The sequence below is a fragment of the Altererythrobacter ishigakiensis genome, assembly GCF_001663155.1.
GTDB lineage: Bacteria > Pseudomonadota > Alphaproteobacteria > Sphingomonadales > Sphingomonadaceae > Erythrobacter > Erythrobacter ishigakiensis.
The window spans coordinates 1,802,673-1,817,260 of the sequence record NZ_CP015963.1 but is presented as its reverse complement, the minus strand read 5'-3'; the positions used below and the strand labels follow the sequence as shown (position 1 = coordinate 1,817,260).

Below are 14,588 nucleotides of genomic sequence, written 5' to 3'. Positions count from 1 at the left end.
ATACCGATGTACAGAGTAGAACTCACAGATTTCTCAAGCGTTCCGCTTTACTTCCGATCACCGCGTTCAAGCGAAGACAACACCCCGCGCAAGGTGCGCACTTGCAAGTGATCCCACCCAGGCTTGGTCAATACGGTGCGCAATGTGCGCCGCGTGGCATCCGCGCGCGGTTCCGGCAGGAAATATCCCTTTGGTTCCAGCATGCGCTCAAAATGGGCGATAAGTCCGTCAAGATCCGCCTGTGGAGCAGGGGGAAGCGCTTCGTCTTCCGCTGTCGGCTGCACCAGGTCGGCCTGTTTAGACCACTCATAGGCACATAGGATTACTGCTTGTGCGAGATTGAGCGAGCCGAACTCGGGGTTAATCGGGACCGTCAGAATGCTCCGGGCAAGGGCCACATCCTCAGTTTCGAGGCCTGACCGTTCGGGGCCGAATAGTATAGCGCTTTTACCCGATTCCGCATGGATCGCAGCACCAGCCTCATCGGGGCCCACCACGGGCTTGGTCACACCGCGCTTCCGCACGGTCGTCGCGTACACATGAGCACAATCTGCAACGGCGTCGGCCGTGGTATCGAATACCTTCGCGTTCTCCAGAACAATATCTGCGCCAGCAGCAGAGGGCCCAGCGTCTGGATTGGGCCAGCCATCCCGTGGCGCCACAATCCGCATTTCGGTTAGACCGAAATTGAGCATAGCGCGCGCGGCCTTGCCGATATTTTCCCCAAGTTGAGGGCGAACAAGCACGAAGATCGGTTGGTTATTTTGCCCCATTTTGAGCAGCTTCCTGCACGGTGCTGGCAAACTCTTCGAAGTCCTTTGCTTCGGAAAAGTCGCGATAGACGCTGGCAAACCGGATATAGGCGACGCTATCGATCTGCCGCAGGCCGTCCATCACCATTTCGCCAATTCGCGAGGATGCCACTTCCGAATCTCCGGCAGTCTCGACCTGACGCTGAATTCCGGAGACCAGCTGATCGATCCGTTCCTGGTCTACGCCGCGCTTCCGGCACGCGAGAGCAACCGATTGCTCCAGCTTGCTGCGCTCGAAAGCTTCACGTCGGTCACCCGACTTTACGACAATTACCTCGCGTAGCTGAACACGTTCAAACGTCGTGAAACGGGCGCCACAGCTTGAGCATTGGCGCCGGCGCCTGATCGAGGTGTTATCCTCGGTCGGGCGGCTATCTTTGACCTGCGTGTCATCATGGGCGCAAAACGGGCAGCGCATGAGTTGTTTGCGTTATCCCGCTATTTCTTGACGCGGCTGTAGATCGCAATGCCTACGCCCGCGAGAAGGCCAACCGGCCATGTAACAACCGGCAAAACCGCGCCCGCGACTGCTCCAACGGCTGCGCCTGTAAGAACAGGTTTCGTTCCCGGGTGTTTGACGCCACTTTTTGCGATACCGATGACTTCGTCTTTCACATCGTCGAAGACGTTGCTTTCCTGGGGGGATTTGTCAGTCATATTTCAGCTCTCCGGATAGACAGGGAAAGCTGCACACAGCTCAGATACCTGGCCGCGCACGGCTTCCTCGATCTGAGCATCGCCTTCAGGACCGTTTTTGGCAAGCCCATCGACCACTTCGGTGATCAGCTTGCCTACTTTGCGGAACTCAGCCGGTCCAAAACCGCGCGTGGTGCCCGCTGGTGTACCAAGGCGAATGCCACTTGTCACAAACGGGCTGCGCGTGTCGTAAGGAATGCCGTTCTTGTTGCACGTCAGCCAAGCCCGGTCGAGGCCGGCTTCGGCAGACTTGCCCGTCACATCCTTGGCGGTCAGATCAACCAGCATAGAGTGGTTGTCTGTGCCGCCCGAAACGATCCGCAGACCGTTCTCTTCAATGCTGGCAGCCAGTGCGCGGGCGTTTTCAACCACAGCATGCGCGTAAGTCTTGAACTCAGGCCGCAGCGCTTCGCGGAATGCAACGGCCTTGGCCGCCACAACATGCATGAGCGGGCCGCCCTGGAGTCCGGGAAACACCGCCATGTTCAATGGCTTGGTCAGTTCCTCGTCATTCCAAAGGATAATGCCCGACCGCGGGCCGCGCAGGCTTTTGTGCGTCGTGCTGGTCACCACATGTGCATGCGGGAAGGGGGATGGGTGTGCGCCGCCTGCGACGAGGCCTGAGATGTGGCTCATGTCGCAAAGCAGATACGCACCTACTTCATCCGCGATCTCACGGAACCGCGGGAAATCCCAGGTGCGTGAATAGGCTGTTCCTCCGCAGATAATAAGCTTGGGCTTGTGTTCGCGCGCAATCGCCGCGACTTCATCCATGTCGATCAACTCGTCATCCTTGCGGACACCATAGCTGACCGGATTGAACCATTTTCCGCTCATGTTGACGGGTGAGCCGTGGGTCAGGTGACCGCCTGAATTCAAATCCAGACCCATGAAAGTGTCACCTGGCTGCAAGAGCGCCAGGAACACTGCCTGATTCATCTGACTGCCGGAATTGGGCTGAACATTCGCGAAATTGCACCCGAACAGCTCTTTCGCGCGCTCGATCGCGAGCGTTTCCACTACGTCGGCGTAGTCACAGCCGCCGTAGTATCGCTTGCCCGGATAACCCTCCGCGTATTTGTTGGTGAAGACACTACCGGTCGCTTCGAGGACAGCCTTTGAGGCAATATTTTCAGAAGCGATCAGCTCAATCTTGTCCTGTTGGCGCTTCAACTCTTTGCCGATCGCCGCAGCGACTTCGGGGTCAGCAGTTGCCAGGTCATCGTGCCAGAAGCGGTGCATGATGTTGGTTTCAGTGGATGGTGCTGTGCTCATTGGAGAGGCTCAATCGTATCGGTGTCAGTGGGCGGGTTGGAAAGCTTGTCGACGCGGCGCTGGTGCCGACCGCCGGCGAAGTCAGTATCTAGAAATGTCGCAACGCAGGACTTTGCCATTTCGATCCCGATCAGTCGTGCGCCCATAGCGATACAATTCGCGTCATTGTGTTCGCGACACAGGGCGGCAGACAGGGGTTCCGAGACCAGCGCGCAACGTACCGCCGGATTGCGGTTCACGCTGATCGAGATACCGATCCCGCTACCGCATAAGGCGATGCCGCGTTCTGCAGTGCCATCAGCCACAACCTCAGCCAGCTTGTAGCCATAATCTGGATAGTCAACGCTGTCGGTCGAATGCGGGCCAAGGTCGGCAACTTCATGCCCGGCTTCCATCAGCCATTCTGCTAGCTCGGACTTGAGCTCAGTGGCGGCGTGGTCAGATGCAATCGCTATACGCATGGGCTTCACATAGGGAGCGTGAACGATTCTCTCCACCCCGAATACAGGCTTTTCGACGGTGATTTGGGGTTAGCTGATCTGTTTGCGTACCCAGGTCCACAGTTTCTTGGCCTCGGCCGCAGCCTTGCCGGTTGCGTCGATCTCTGCCGCAACTTCTCCCTTCGCAGATGACCGGTGGAAGTCTGCGCGCTCGCCGAAGTTTACGGGGCAGGTTTTGAGGCCGAACTTTCTCGCCGTTTCCTTGGCTTCTTCAATTTGGCGAGTGGCGCCCGCCGGTACGGCGTTGAGAACGACATATGCTGGCTTTCCGGCGAATTCGATCATCTCGGCCACGGCCTCCAGAGCATGGAGATCGAAGGCGCGCGGGCGCGACGGGATGAGGACAAGGTCGGCCGCCTTGATCGCTTCACGCATTGCAGCTTCGGCGTGTGGAGGTGTATCGATGACCACCACGTCTACCTCGTCCTGTTTGTGCGCACGCTCGATGGTCTTCGCGAGGCGGGCAGGGGGGCTGGTTACCACCAACGGATAAAAATCCCCGCGCCAGTCGCCCCACGCCGCCGCGGTGGCTTGTGGGTCTGTATCGATGACGCAGGCGGGTTGCTTCGCCTGCGTAGCGCTCGCGGCCAAGTGCAGGGCGATAGTGGTTTTACCCGACCCGCCCTTTTGGCTGATGATGGCAATGGTTGGCATGGTTCGAACCCCAAAATGCTGCACTGCACAATGGGTATCGCAATTCAAGCTAGAACGCGAGAGCGGAATGCGCCTTTATGGGGAAAACCGACCTACTGATCCAGGAACGAGCGCATTTTGCGGCTGCGGCTCGGGTGCTTGAGTTTGCGTAGCGCCTTCGCCTCGATCTGACGGATACGTTCGCGGGTCACCGAGAACTGTTGGCCAACTTCCTCTAGCGTATGGTCAGTATTCATGCCGATGCCGAAGCGCATGCGTAGAACGCGTTCTTCACGCGGAGTAAGCGATGCGAGGACTCGGGTGACTGTTTCCTTGAGGTTCGCCTGAATGGCGGCATCCACAGGGATAATCGCGTTCTTGTCCTCGATGAAATCGCCAAGGTGTGAATCTTCCTCGTCACCGATTGGTGTTTCTAGCGAAATCGGCTCCTTGGCGATCTTCATCACCTTCCGAACCTTTTCCAGTGGCATGGAGAGGCGAGCTGCCATCTCTTCTGGAGTAGGTTCACGCCCTTCCTCGTGCAAGAATTGCCGCGAAGTGCGGACCAGCTTGTTGATCGTCTCGATCATGTGGACCGGGATACGGATTGTTCGCGCCTGGTCTGCGATAGATCGCGTAATTGCCTGACGGATCCACCAGGTTGCGTAAGTGCTGAACTTGTAACCGCGGCGATATTCGAACTTGTCGACTGCCTTCATCAGGCCGATGTTGCCTTCCTGAATAAGGTCGAGGAATTGCAGGCCGCGATTGGTGTATTTCTTGGCGATCGAGATAACGAGACGAAGGTTGGCCTCAACCATTTCCTTCTTCGCGATACGTGCTTCGCGCTCGCCCTTTTGCACCATGTTCACAATGCGGCGTAGCTCAGGCAGCGCCATACCGGTCTGGCTGGCGATATCCGCGATTTCGGCACGGATACGGTCAATCGCCGCTTCTTCCTTCTCAGCAAAGGCCGCCCATTTCTTATCTTTCTTGGCGTTGTCAGTCAGCCAACTCTCATCCAGCTCATTGCCGACGTAGGCCTTGAGGAAGTCGATCCGTTTGACCTTATGCCGCTCTGCCAGGCGCAGCATCTGCCCGCCCAAAGCCGTGAGGCGGCGGTTGAAGGCATAGAGATTATCGACCAGGAATTCGATCTTGGTCGCGTGGAACTGCATACTTTCCACTTCGCCGGTCAGTTCTTCGCCCAGCTTCTCGTACTTGTTTTCCTTCGCCTTCGGGAATTCCTTACCCGCAGCGAGTGTTTCAACGCGCTCGTTCTGCAGCTTCTCAAAAGTTTTGAAGGTCTTGGTGATTCGGGCGAAACGCTCAATCGCGTCGGGCTTCAGTGCGGCTTCCATCTGAGCGAGCGACATGGTGTTGTCCTCCTCATCATCGTCCTCGCGCTTCTTGCCTTCGCCGTCTTCGCCTTCTTCGCCGTCGTCTTCATCCTCGACATCATCGTCGTCATCGCGAATTGTCGGGCCAGCGGTTTCTTCGGAGATCTCGTCATCATCGTCGTCTTCAGCGCCTTCTTCCAGCTTTTCAGCCGGCGGCTCTTTCGAAAGCATGGCGTCAAGATCCAGAATCTCGCGAAGCTGCATTTCTTCGTTGTTCAGCGCTTCAGACCATTGGATGATGGCGTGGAAAGTAATCGGACTTTGACACAGGCCCATGATCATCATGTCGCGGCCTGCCTCGATACGTTTGGCGATTGCAATTTCGCCTTCACGGCTGAGCAACTCGACTGCGCCCATTTCGCGCAGATACATGCGCACCGGATCGTCTGTGCGATCACCGGTCGTTGTCTTTTTGGCGGGAGTTGCAGCGGCAGTTTTCTTTGCGTCTTTCTTCGCGCCTTCGCCTACCTGCATTTCCTCAACTTCGGCGTCCTGTTCTGCCTCAGCCTCGGCCTCTTCGTCATTCTCGACGATCTGCACACCCATTTCGGAAAGCGCAGTCTGGATATCTTCGATCTGGTCAGGGCTCATCTCACCCGAGGGCAAGGCCGCATTGAGCTCATCATAGGTGATGTAGCCCTTCTTCTTGCCCTTGGTCATGAGCTTCTTGATCGATGCTTCGTTGAGATCGATCAGCGGTGCGTCATCGTCTTTGTTCGGTGCGCTTTTGGTTTTCGACGCCATAGGTCCAAATCAGTCCGTTTTCATGTCGGAGAGTGCTTCATCGTCGGCGCTCTCTCGAGAAATTTCTGCCCCGGCCGATATACCGGCCTTTCGTCGCCCGAATTCCTTCAAGCGTAGATTCAAAGAAGTGAGCCGTTCACGCAGCCGCGTTTGTTCTGCAAATGCGCCCTCCGGGTCTTCATTGAACCGGACCTTTGTCGCCTCAAGAGCGGACAAAAGCGCCGGCCTTTCGACCAGCAAAGCAACGGCTTCAGCCAATTCCTCGCGCGCATCTACCGGGTTGGTGCTTTCTCTCAGGAAAGCGTAGCGTCTGTTATCCGGTGGGGCGGGAATGCCTTCCGATGCTGATATGGCGACTTGGCCGCGCGAATCAAGCGTTTCTGACAGTTCAAGCAGGCTTTCGACAGTTTCTGTCATTTTTGCATCAAATTGGGCAAGCTTACCGAGCGCTTCTGCGTGGCGAAGAATCTCGCCTGGATGCTGCAGCAATCCATGGACAACCGCCCGGGTGAATTCGTCACGCGCACCGCCGGATATGGCGTGACGCAGTTTCGCGGCGGCATCGCTGGAAAGTCGCGGGGCGGGCTGCCAGGTTGAACGTGCCCCGGGCTTCCATTCGCGCTGCGGGCGAGGTGGAAAAGCGAAACCGGAAAAACGCTCCAGCAATTCGCGTTTATAAAGTGCGCGGATATCGGGGTGCTGGATCGCATCGACATGCTGAAGCAAACGGGACTTCAAGCCGGCCTTGTCTTCCGGTGTACGCAGTTCCTGCGCGTCGCGTTCAAAGGACCAGAGCGTATCCAGCAGACTAGCGGGCTCCGCCAGCAGCTTCTGCATCGCGCCGGCGCCTTGCTGGTTGATCAGGTCGTCCGGATCCAGCCCGGAAGGCAATCGCACAATCGACAAAGTCTTGCCCGGCTGAAGCATCGGAAGCGCTCGCTCAATTGCACGCATTGCCGCGCGTTGTCCGGCATTATCACCATCGAAACAGAGCACTGGTGCGTCGACCAGACGCCACAGCAATGTCAGCTGGTTCTCAGTGAGCGCTGTACCTAAAGGCGCCACCGCATCGCTTATGCCAGCATGGGCCAGAGCGATCACATCCATATAGCCTTCGACAACGACCATACGGTTCGTATGGCGGCTTGCAGGGCCGGCGCGGTGCAGATTGTATAGCGTGCGCCCCTTGTCGAACAGCGGGGTATCGGGAGAATTGAGGTATTTCGCAACGCCGTCGCGGCTCTCAAGAATTCGCCCGCCGAACGCGATCACGCGTCCGCGTTGGTCCTGAATGGGCAGCATTAGCCGGTCCCGGAAGCGGTCATAAGGCGCTTTGTCGTCCACGCTGATCTGCATGCCGCTTTCCACCAGCATGCCTTCCTCAAAATCCGACAGCGCGCCTTTCAACGCAACTTTACTGTCAGGCGCATAGCCAAAGCCGAATTCGCGAATGACCTGGGGCGAAAATCCACGAGAAGCGAGATAATCACGCGCTCGCGCCCCACCTGGCGAGCCCAGCATTTCCACAAACCAGTGCTGCGCAGCTTCGGTTACATCGACCAGGCTAGCTCGTTTTTCCGCGCGTTGAGCCGCAACAGGATCGGGGCGAGGGACCTCCATCCCCGCCTGCACGGCCAATTCCTTGATTGCATCCATGAACGGCAAACCGCGCTGATCAGTCATCCATGAAATGACATCGCCATGCGCACCACAGCCGAAGCAGTGATAGAAACCCTTTTGATCGTTTACGGTGAAGCTGGGCGTCTTTTCGTTGTGGAACGGGCAGCACGCCTTCCATTCGCGTCCCGCACGCTGCAGCTTGGTCGTCCGCATGATGACGGATGACAGCGTCACGCGCGCACGCAGTTCATCCTTCCATTGCGGGGTGATCGACATGGGTTATCAATGCGCGGGATCGGCGCCATGTTCAAGCGTTGGCTGTGGACCAGCCTGTGCCAATCTCAAGAAAGTGCGGCTTTCACCAATCCGCTGGCAAGACCCATGTCTAGCTCAGCGCCGTGGCGCTTCTTCAGCTCACCCATAACGCGTCCCATGTCCTTGATCGATTCGGCGCCAATGTCCGCCTTCACTGCTTCGATAGCGGCCTTGGTCGCGGCCTCGTCCATCATGGCAGGCAAGAACTCTTCGATGACAGCCAGCTCCGCGCGTTCCTGATCCGCCAGCTCCTTGCGGTCGCCATCGTCATACATCTGGATCGATTCCTTGCGCTGCTTCGCCATCTTCTGCAGCACTTCGGTCACCAGCTCGTCGTCATTTTCCGGCGCCTTGCCAGTCCGGGCCTCAATATCGCGATCCTTGATCTTCGCAGCGATCAGGCGAAGCGCAGCGGTGCGGTCCTTATCCTTTGCCTTCATGGCAGTGATCGTGGCGGCTTTGATATCATCGCGGAGCATGATTACAGTCTTTCTTGTGGATGGATTCGAATGCATGCGCGGATAGCGCAAAATACAATGCACAGATAGGTTGACGGACCCGATCCGCAAGCCTAGCGGATGGGTCTTAGCGACATCGCCGGAAAACCTTTTACTCGGAGCACCGAAATGGCCTCTGCTGCCTCTCATCCTGCGCAACCCAAAGGGAGCACAGGAGTCCTTGTTCTGGCCGATGGCAGTGTGATTTGGGGCAGGGGCTTCGGCGCGAGTGGCGATGCGGTGGGTGAAGTGTGCTTCAACACTGCCATGACCGGTTATCAGGAAGTGATGACCGATCCCAGCTATGCCGCGCAGATCGTCACCTTCACTTTTCCGCATATCGGCAATGTTGGCGCGAACCCTGAAGACATCGAAAGCAAGGTTGAGGGCGCGGTGGGATGCGTGGTGCGCGAAGACGTAACGCGGCCAAGCAATTTCCGCAGTATCGAAGGCTTCACCGATTGGATGGCGGCCAATGGCAAGATTGGCCTGTCTGGTGTCGATACCCGCGCGCTGACGCGGCGCATTCGCCTGGGCGGCGCACCCAATGCGGTGATCGCACATTCGCCCGATGGAAAGTTCGATATCCCGGCTCTGGTTGAGAAGGCGCAAGGCTGGGCCGGGCTGGAAGGGATGGATCTGGCGAAGGTCGTGACCCGTGAGGCTCACGAAGACTGGAGCGGCTCTTACTGGCAGCTTGGTCATGGCTATGGGACGGGTGAGGGCGATGCGCGCCCACACATCGTGGCGATCGACTACGGCGCGAAGGACAACATCTTCCGCAATCTGGTGCGCGCAGGTGCGAAGGTCACAGTGGTTCCGGCCAAGACCTCGCTGGAGGATGTGCTGGAGCTGGAGCCGGCGGGTGTGTTCCTGTCCAACGGACCGGGCGATCCGGCGGCGACGGGCGAATATGCTGTGCCAGTGATCAAGGGACTGCTTGATCGTGATATTCCGCTGTTCGGGATATGCCTCGGTCACCAAATGCTGGCGCTGGCAGCGGGCGCGAAGACAGTGAAGATGCACCAGGGACACCGCGGCGCGAACCACCCGGTTCAGCGTGTTGGCGCGGGCTGGGGCGACAGCGAAACGCTCGTCGAGATTACCAGCATGAACCACGGCTTTGCGGTGGATGCAGACAGCCTGCCTGACAATGTCGAGCAAACCCACGTCAGCCTGTTCGATGGCAGCAATTGCGGGATTTCCATCAAAGGCAAGCAAGCCTTCGGCGTGCAATACCACCCAGAGGCCTCACCCGGCCCGCAGGACAGCTTCTACCTGTTCGAGAAATTCGTGGGGATGTTGGGGTGAGGCGTACTAGGCTTACTTGGTTCGCTTTGGGGGCAGCGACGTCTGCAATAGCTTCAATCGCCACATCCGTCGCTTTTTCGAGCGGAGACAAACTTCAGCCCTATCTTAGCGTATCTGAGCGGGTACTCACTCTGGAAGAAATCGACCAGTTTGAAGCGATTGCACAAACAAGCGGCGCATTGCTCAGAGAATGCGGAGCCAAGCAGTTCTATATGAAAGATGCGAACGGTCTGGATGGCGTTCCTTTCTCGCTGATCAAAATCAATAAAGAAAATGACATAGCGATCCACTGCGTGTTCGAGCGTGCGCGGGTCGCAGGCTACCCCCTCCATATACAGATGATATCGGACCAAGATGCCCAAACGCACTGACATTTCCTCGATCCTCGTAATTGGCGCTGGCCCAATCATCATCGGCCAGGCGTGCGAGTTCGACTATTCCGGCACGCAAGCGATCAAGGCCCTGAAGGAAGAGGGCTATCGCGTCATCCTGGTCAACTCGAACCCGGCCACGATCATGACCGATCCCGAGTTTGCCGATGCGACCTATATCGAGCCGATCACGCCCGAAATCGTCGAGAAGATCATCGCCAAAGAACGGCCCGATGCCGTGCTGCCGACGATGGGCGGGCAGACCGCGCTGAACTGCGCGCTCTCGCTCAACAAGATGGGTGTGCTCGACAAGTATGGCGTGCAGATGATCGGCGCCGACGCCGAAGCCATCGACAAGGCCGAGGATCGCCAGAAGTTCCGTGAGGCGATGGACAAGATCGGGCTGGAAAGCGCGCGCAGCGGCATTGCGCATTCATTGGACGACGCGCTGAAAGTTCTGGAGCGCACCAAGCTCCCCGCGATCATCCGCCCCAGCTTTACGTTGGGCGGTACGGGCGGCGGCATTGCCTACAACAAGGCCGAGTTTGAGCGGATTGTTCGCGAAGGCCTCGACGCGTCGCCCACCACAGAAGTGCTGATCGAGGAATCGCTGCTGGGGTGGAAAGAGTATGAGATGGAGGTTGTGCGCGATAAGCACGATAACTGCATCATCATCTGCTCGATCGAGAATGTCGATCCGATGGGCGTCCACACCGGTGACAGCATCACTGTCGCGCCCGCGCTGACGCTGACGGACAAGGAATATCAGATCATGCGCACCGCCTCGCTCGAGGTGCTGCGCGAGATTGGCGTCGAAACCGGAGGCTCCAACGTCCAGTTTGCGGTCAACCCGGCGGACGGTCGCTTGATCGTGATCGAGATGAACCCGCGCGTGTCACGTTCGTCCGCTCTGGCATCCAAAGCCACCGGTTTCCCGATTGCGCGGGTCGCAGCAAAGCTGGCCGTGGGCTACACGCTGGACGAGATTACCAACGAGATTACTGGCGCTACACCGGCATCCTTCGAGCCTACAATCGATTACGTGGTGACCAAGATCCCGCGCTTCGCTTTCGAGAAGTTCAAAGGCGCGAAGCCAGAGCTGGCCACCGCGATGAAGTCGGTCGGCGAAGTCATGGCGATTGGCCGGAACCTCCAGGAATCGATGCAGAAGGCTCTACGCGGGCTAGAAACCGATCTGGACGGGTTCAATCGCGTGCCTGCGCTGGAAGGTGTTTCGCGCGAAGTGCTGACTGCCGCGCTCAGCAAGCGGACACCGGATCGTTTGCTGAATGTAGGACAGGCATTTCGCGAAGGCATGAGTGTGGAAGATATCCACGCTGTTACATCCTACGATCCCTGGTTCCTCCGCCAGATCGAAGAGATTATTGCGGCTGAAAAACGGATTGCCGCAGACGGTCTGCCGCGCGATGCGGCGGAATTGCGCAAGCTCAAATCGATGGGCTTTTCGGACAAGCGCCTCGCTACATTGGCTGTACGCTCGGTGGGTGTTGCAGGCGGGCTGGGTGAGACGCAAGCCAAGCGCTCAGGCCTACTGCATGATGCCTTGCAGGCGATGGCTGGTGCGACCAGCGAAGACGAAGTCCGCGCACTGCGTGAAAAGCTTGGCGTGCGTCCTGTCTTCAAACGCATTGACAGCTGCGCCGCCGAATTCGAAGCGATCACACCTTACATGTACTCAACCTATGAAGCGCCAAGCTTTGGCGAGCCTGAGTGTGAGGCCGATCCGTCTGACCGCAAGAAGGTAGTGATCCTGGGCGGCGGCCCGAACCGGATCGGACAGGGCATCGAGTTCGATTACTGCTGCGTGCATGCCTGTTTTGCGCTGGAAGAGGCTGGCTATGAAACGATCATGGTCAACTGCAATCCGGAAACGGTTTCCACCGACTATGACACTTCGGACAGGCTCTATTTTGAACCGCTGACGGCGGAAGACGTGCTGGAAATCATGCGCGTAGAGATGTCCAAGGGGACATTGGCAGGCGTAATCGTGCAGTTCGGTGGACAGACTCCGCTGAAACTCGCGCAAGCGCTGGAAGATGCCGGGGTGCCGATTTTGGGAACTTCCCCAAATGCAATCGACTTGGCCGAGGACCGAGAGCGGTTTGCGAAGCTCGTCAATCAGCTGAAGCTCAAGCAACCGGATAACGGCATTGCCTACAGTCGAGATGAAGCCGCAGCTGTTGCCGCACGGATCGGCTATCCGGTGTTGTTGCGCCCGTCCTACGTGCTGGGTGGCCGCGCGATGGAAATCGTCGACAGTGAGGCGCAACTGGATGACTACATCCGCACGGCTGTGAACGTGTCAGGCGACAGCCCGGTTCTGGTCGATCAATATCTGCGCGACGCGGTCGAATGTGATGTCGATGCGCTGTGCGATGGCAAGGAAGTGCGCATCGCGGGCGTGATGCAACATATCGAGGAAGCCGGTGTCCATTCGGGCGATAGTGCCTGCACACTGCCGCCATACTCGCTGCCCGCCGACATTGTTGCAGAGATGGAACGGCAGGCGGAAGCCTTGGCAAAGGCGCTAAATGTCGTAGGTCTGATGAACGTGCAATTCGCGGTTAAGGACGGCGAAGTCTACCTGATCGAAGTTAATCCACGCGCCTCCCGCACGGTACCATTTGTCGCGAAGGCAATCGGTCAGCCGGTAGCCAAGATTGCCGCGCGGGTGATGGCAGGCGAGCCGCTTTCCAATTTCGAGCCATTCAAGCGCGAATTGCCCTACATGGCGGTTAAGGAAGCGGTCTTCCCATTCAACCGTTTCCCGGGGGCTGATCCGATCCTTTCACCGGAAATGAAGTCGACCGGCGAAGTCATGGGCATCGACACGGGTTTCGAGGCAGCTTTCCTCAAATCGCAATTGGCAGCGGGAATGAAACTGCCTGCGAAAGGGACATTGTTTGTATCGGTGAAAGACAGCGACAAGGTGCATATAGTGCCGGCGGTGCAGTCTCTGATTGATCAAGGCTTCAAAGCGATCGCGACAGGCGGCACACAAACATATCTCAGCGCACAAGGTTTGCCTGTTGAACGGATCAACAAGGTGGCCGAGGGTCAGCCACATATCGTGGACAAGATTATAGACGGCGAGGTCGATCTGATCTTCAATACTACGGAAGGTTGGCAGTCTTTGCTGGACTCAAAATCGATCCGTGCATCGGCCCTGGAGGCCAAACTGCCGTACTATACAACAGCAGCAGCTTCATTGGCAGTTGCCAACACAATTCGTGCGGTAAATGCAACTGATCTTGAAGTCCGCTCGTTGCAGGACTATTATAGCTAGCGAACACAAGCTTTTTCCCGACATTTTAAACGAGATTTGGCCGCTTCTTTAGATGCGGCCTCGTTTGAAATGACCGTTTTTTCATGGGGATAAGCGCCAAAGGAAAGAAGAGATGGCTACGATGGAAAAGGTTCCAATGCTGGCAGAAGGTTATGAGCAGTTGACTGCTGACCTGAAGGCATTGCGCACGGAGCGACCAAAAATTGTTGATGCAATCGAGGAAGCTCGTGCGCACGGCGATCTATCGGAGAACGCCGAATATCACGCCGCCAAAGAGCGTCAGGGGCAGGTTGAAGCCCAAATCGCCGAGTTGGAAGACAAGGTCAGCCGCGCACAGATCATCGACCCTGCTACCTTGTCCGGCGACCGGGTGGTTTTCGGCGCAACTGTGACTTTGCTTGATGAAGACGACAAACCGGTAAAATACCAGATAGTCGGTCAGACCGAAGCAAATGCCAACAAGGGACGCATTTCCTACAACTCTCCGATTGCCCGTGCGCTGATCGGCAAGGAAGTTGGCGAAGAGATCGAAGTGACTGTCCCTTCAGGCGATAAGTTCTACCTCGTCGACAAGATCGAATTTATCTGATTTTTACAGAAGGGACGCTCAACCGAGCGTCTTTTCCATAGCATAGTTGTGGATCGGCACGAGCTTGCCTTCGTGTTCGATTGTGAAGTCCCGCCTTTGCGTAACGCCATAGCCGGCGCGTTCGAATGACGGGCGCGCCAGCTCGCTCGCCTCAGTGTACAGCCGTTTACAATCCCAAGTCAGCGCCTGTTCTTCCGCAGCTTCAAGCAGCCGATCAGCCAGTCCATTTCGGGTATGATCGGGATGGCAGTAAAGATGGTCGAGATGGCCATCTTGTTCCAGCAGGGCGTAGGCAACCGGCATACCGCTCTCCTCGGCGGCAACGATTACCCAATGGCCCAACTCGGCGCGTTCAATAATACGATCTTTCGCGGCAGGCGACCGAGCCACCCAAGCTGCAACCTGCGATGCTGAATAAGCCCGCAACCCGATCACTGAGACTGCGTCTACAAAGACCTGCTCAAGCCGTTCTGCATCGCTACGCCTGAATCGGCGAAAAGCATACATGGTCGCCGGGG

General features: G+C 57.4%; 14 protein-coding genes. 4 read left to right on the top strand and 10 right to left on the bottom strand.

The features are described from left to right. Positions 1–47: 47 nt before the first annotated feature. The 9 genes from A6F69_RS08615 to A6F69_RS08575 form a co-directional block, all read right to left on the bottom strand. The gene (locus tag A6F69_RS08615; protein ID WP_067599924.1) at positions 48–773 is read right to left on the bottom strand and encodes an RNA methyltransferase; all 726 of its coding nucleotides are present in this window, start codon (positions 771–773) and stop codon (positions 48–50) included. Further along, positions 760–1,230 (bottom strand): transcriptional regulator NrdR, encoded by a 471-nt coding sequence (gene nrdR / locus A6F69_RS08610; protein ID WP_067599921.1) that lies wholly within the window; start codon positions 1,228–1,230, stop codon positions 760–762. The genes A6F69_RS08615 and nrdR overlap by 14 nt, the downstream gene beginning before the upstream one ends. Positions 1,231–1,250: 20 nt before the next feature. Next, positions 1,251–1,469, bottom strand: a complete 219-nt coding sequence (locus tag A6F69_RS08605; RefSeq protein ID WP_067599918.1) for a hypothetical protein — start codon at positions 1,467–1,469, stop codon at positions 1,251–1,253. A 3-nt stretch (positions 1,470–1,472) separates the two neighbouring features. Next, entirely contained in the window at positions 1,473–2,783 is a 1,311-nt protein-coding gene (gene glyA, locus A6F69_RS08600; protein ID WP_067599915.1) for a serine hydroxymethyltransferase, read from the bottom strand. After that, positions 2,780–3,244 carry a ribose 5-phosphate isomerase B gene (gene rpiB, locus A6F69_RS08595; protein WP_067602849.1) on the bottom strand — a complete coding sequence of 155 codons (465 nt, stop codon included), beginning with the start codon at positions 3,242–3,244 and terminating at the stop codon, positions 2,780–2,782. Before rpiB ends, glyA begins: the two co-directional genes overlap by 4 nt. 69 nt (positions 3,245–3,313) lie before the next feature. Then, the gene (locus tag A6F69_RS08590; protein WP_067599912.1) at positions 3,314–3,937 is read right to left on the bottom strand and encodes a ParA family protein; all 624 of its coding nucleotides are present in this window, start codon (positions 3,935–3,937) and stop codon (positions 3,314–3,316) included. Positions 3,938–4,029: 92 nt separating this feature from the next. Further along, positions 4,030–6,060, bottom strand: a complete 2,031-nt coding sequence (rpoD, locus tag A6F69_RS08585; RefSeq protein WP_067599909.1) for an RNA polymerase sigma factor RpoD — start codon at positions 6,058–6,060, stop codon at positions 4,030–4,032. 9 nt (positions 6,061–6,069) lie between these two features. After that, the gene (gene dnaG, locus A6F69_RS08580; protein WP_083984744.1) at positions 6,070–7,956 is read right to left on the bottom strand and encodes a DNA primase; all 1,887 of its coding nucleotides are present in this window, start codon (positions 7,954–7,956) and stop codon (positions 6,070–6,072) included. A gap of 65 nt (positions 7,957–8,021) precedes the next feature. Further along, positions 8,022–8,474 (bottom strand): GatB/YqeY domain-containing protein, encoded by a 453-nt coding sequence (locus tag A6F69_RS08575; protein ID WP_067602846.1) that lies wholly within the window; start codon positions 8,472–8,474, stop codon positions 8,022–8,024. Between the two features lie 147 nt (positions 8,475–8,621). On the opposite strand from A6F69_RS08575, the gene carA reads away from it, so the two are divergent. From carA to greA, 4 genes are all read left to right on the top strand, one after another. Next, the gene (gene carA, locus A6F69_RS08570; RefSeq protein ID WP_067599906.1) at positions 8,622–9,803 is read left to right on the top strand and encodes a glutamine-hydrolyzing carbamoyl-phosphate synthase small subunit; all 1,182 of its coding nucleotides are present in this window, start codon (positions 8,622–8,624) and stop codon (positions 9,801–9,803) included. A 26-nt stretch (positions 9,804–9,829) separates the two neighbouring features. Next, positions 9,830–10,174, top strand: a complete 345-nt coding sequence (locus tag A6F69_RS08565) for a hypothetical protein (RefSeq protein ID WP_067599901.1) — start codon at positions 9,830–9,832, stop codon at positions 10,172–10,174. Beyond that, complete coding sequence (gene carB, locus A6F69_RS08560) at positions 10,158–13,481, top strand: carbamoyl-phosphate synthase large subunit (RefSeq protein WP_067599898.1); 3,324 nt, start codon at positions 10,158–10,160, stop codon at positions 13,479–13,481. The genes A6F69_RS08565 and carB overlap by 17 nt, the downstream gene beginning before the upstream one ends. A gap of 112 nt (positions 13,482–13,593) precedes the next feature. Beyond that, positions 13,594–14,070 (top strand): transcription elongation factor GreA, encoded by a 477-nt coding sequence (greA, locus tag A6F69_RS08555; protein WP_067599894.1) that lies wholly within the window; start codon positions 13,594–13,596, stop codon positions 14,068–14,070. An 18-nt stretch (positions 14,071–14,088) separates the two neighbouring features. Here the strand turns inward: greA and A6F69_RS08550 are convergent, their stop codons facing one another. Further along, positions 14,089–14,577, bottom strand: coding sequence for a GNAT family N-acetyltransferase (locus A6F69_RS08550; protein ID WP_067599892.1), 489 nt, complete (start codon positions 14,575–14,577; stop codon positions 14,089–14,091). Positions 14,578–14,588: the final 11 nt, after the last annotated feature.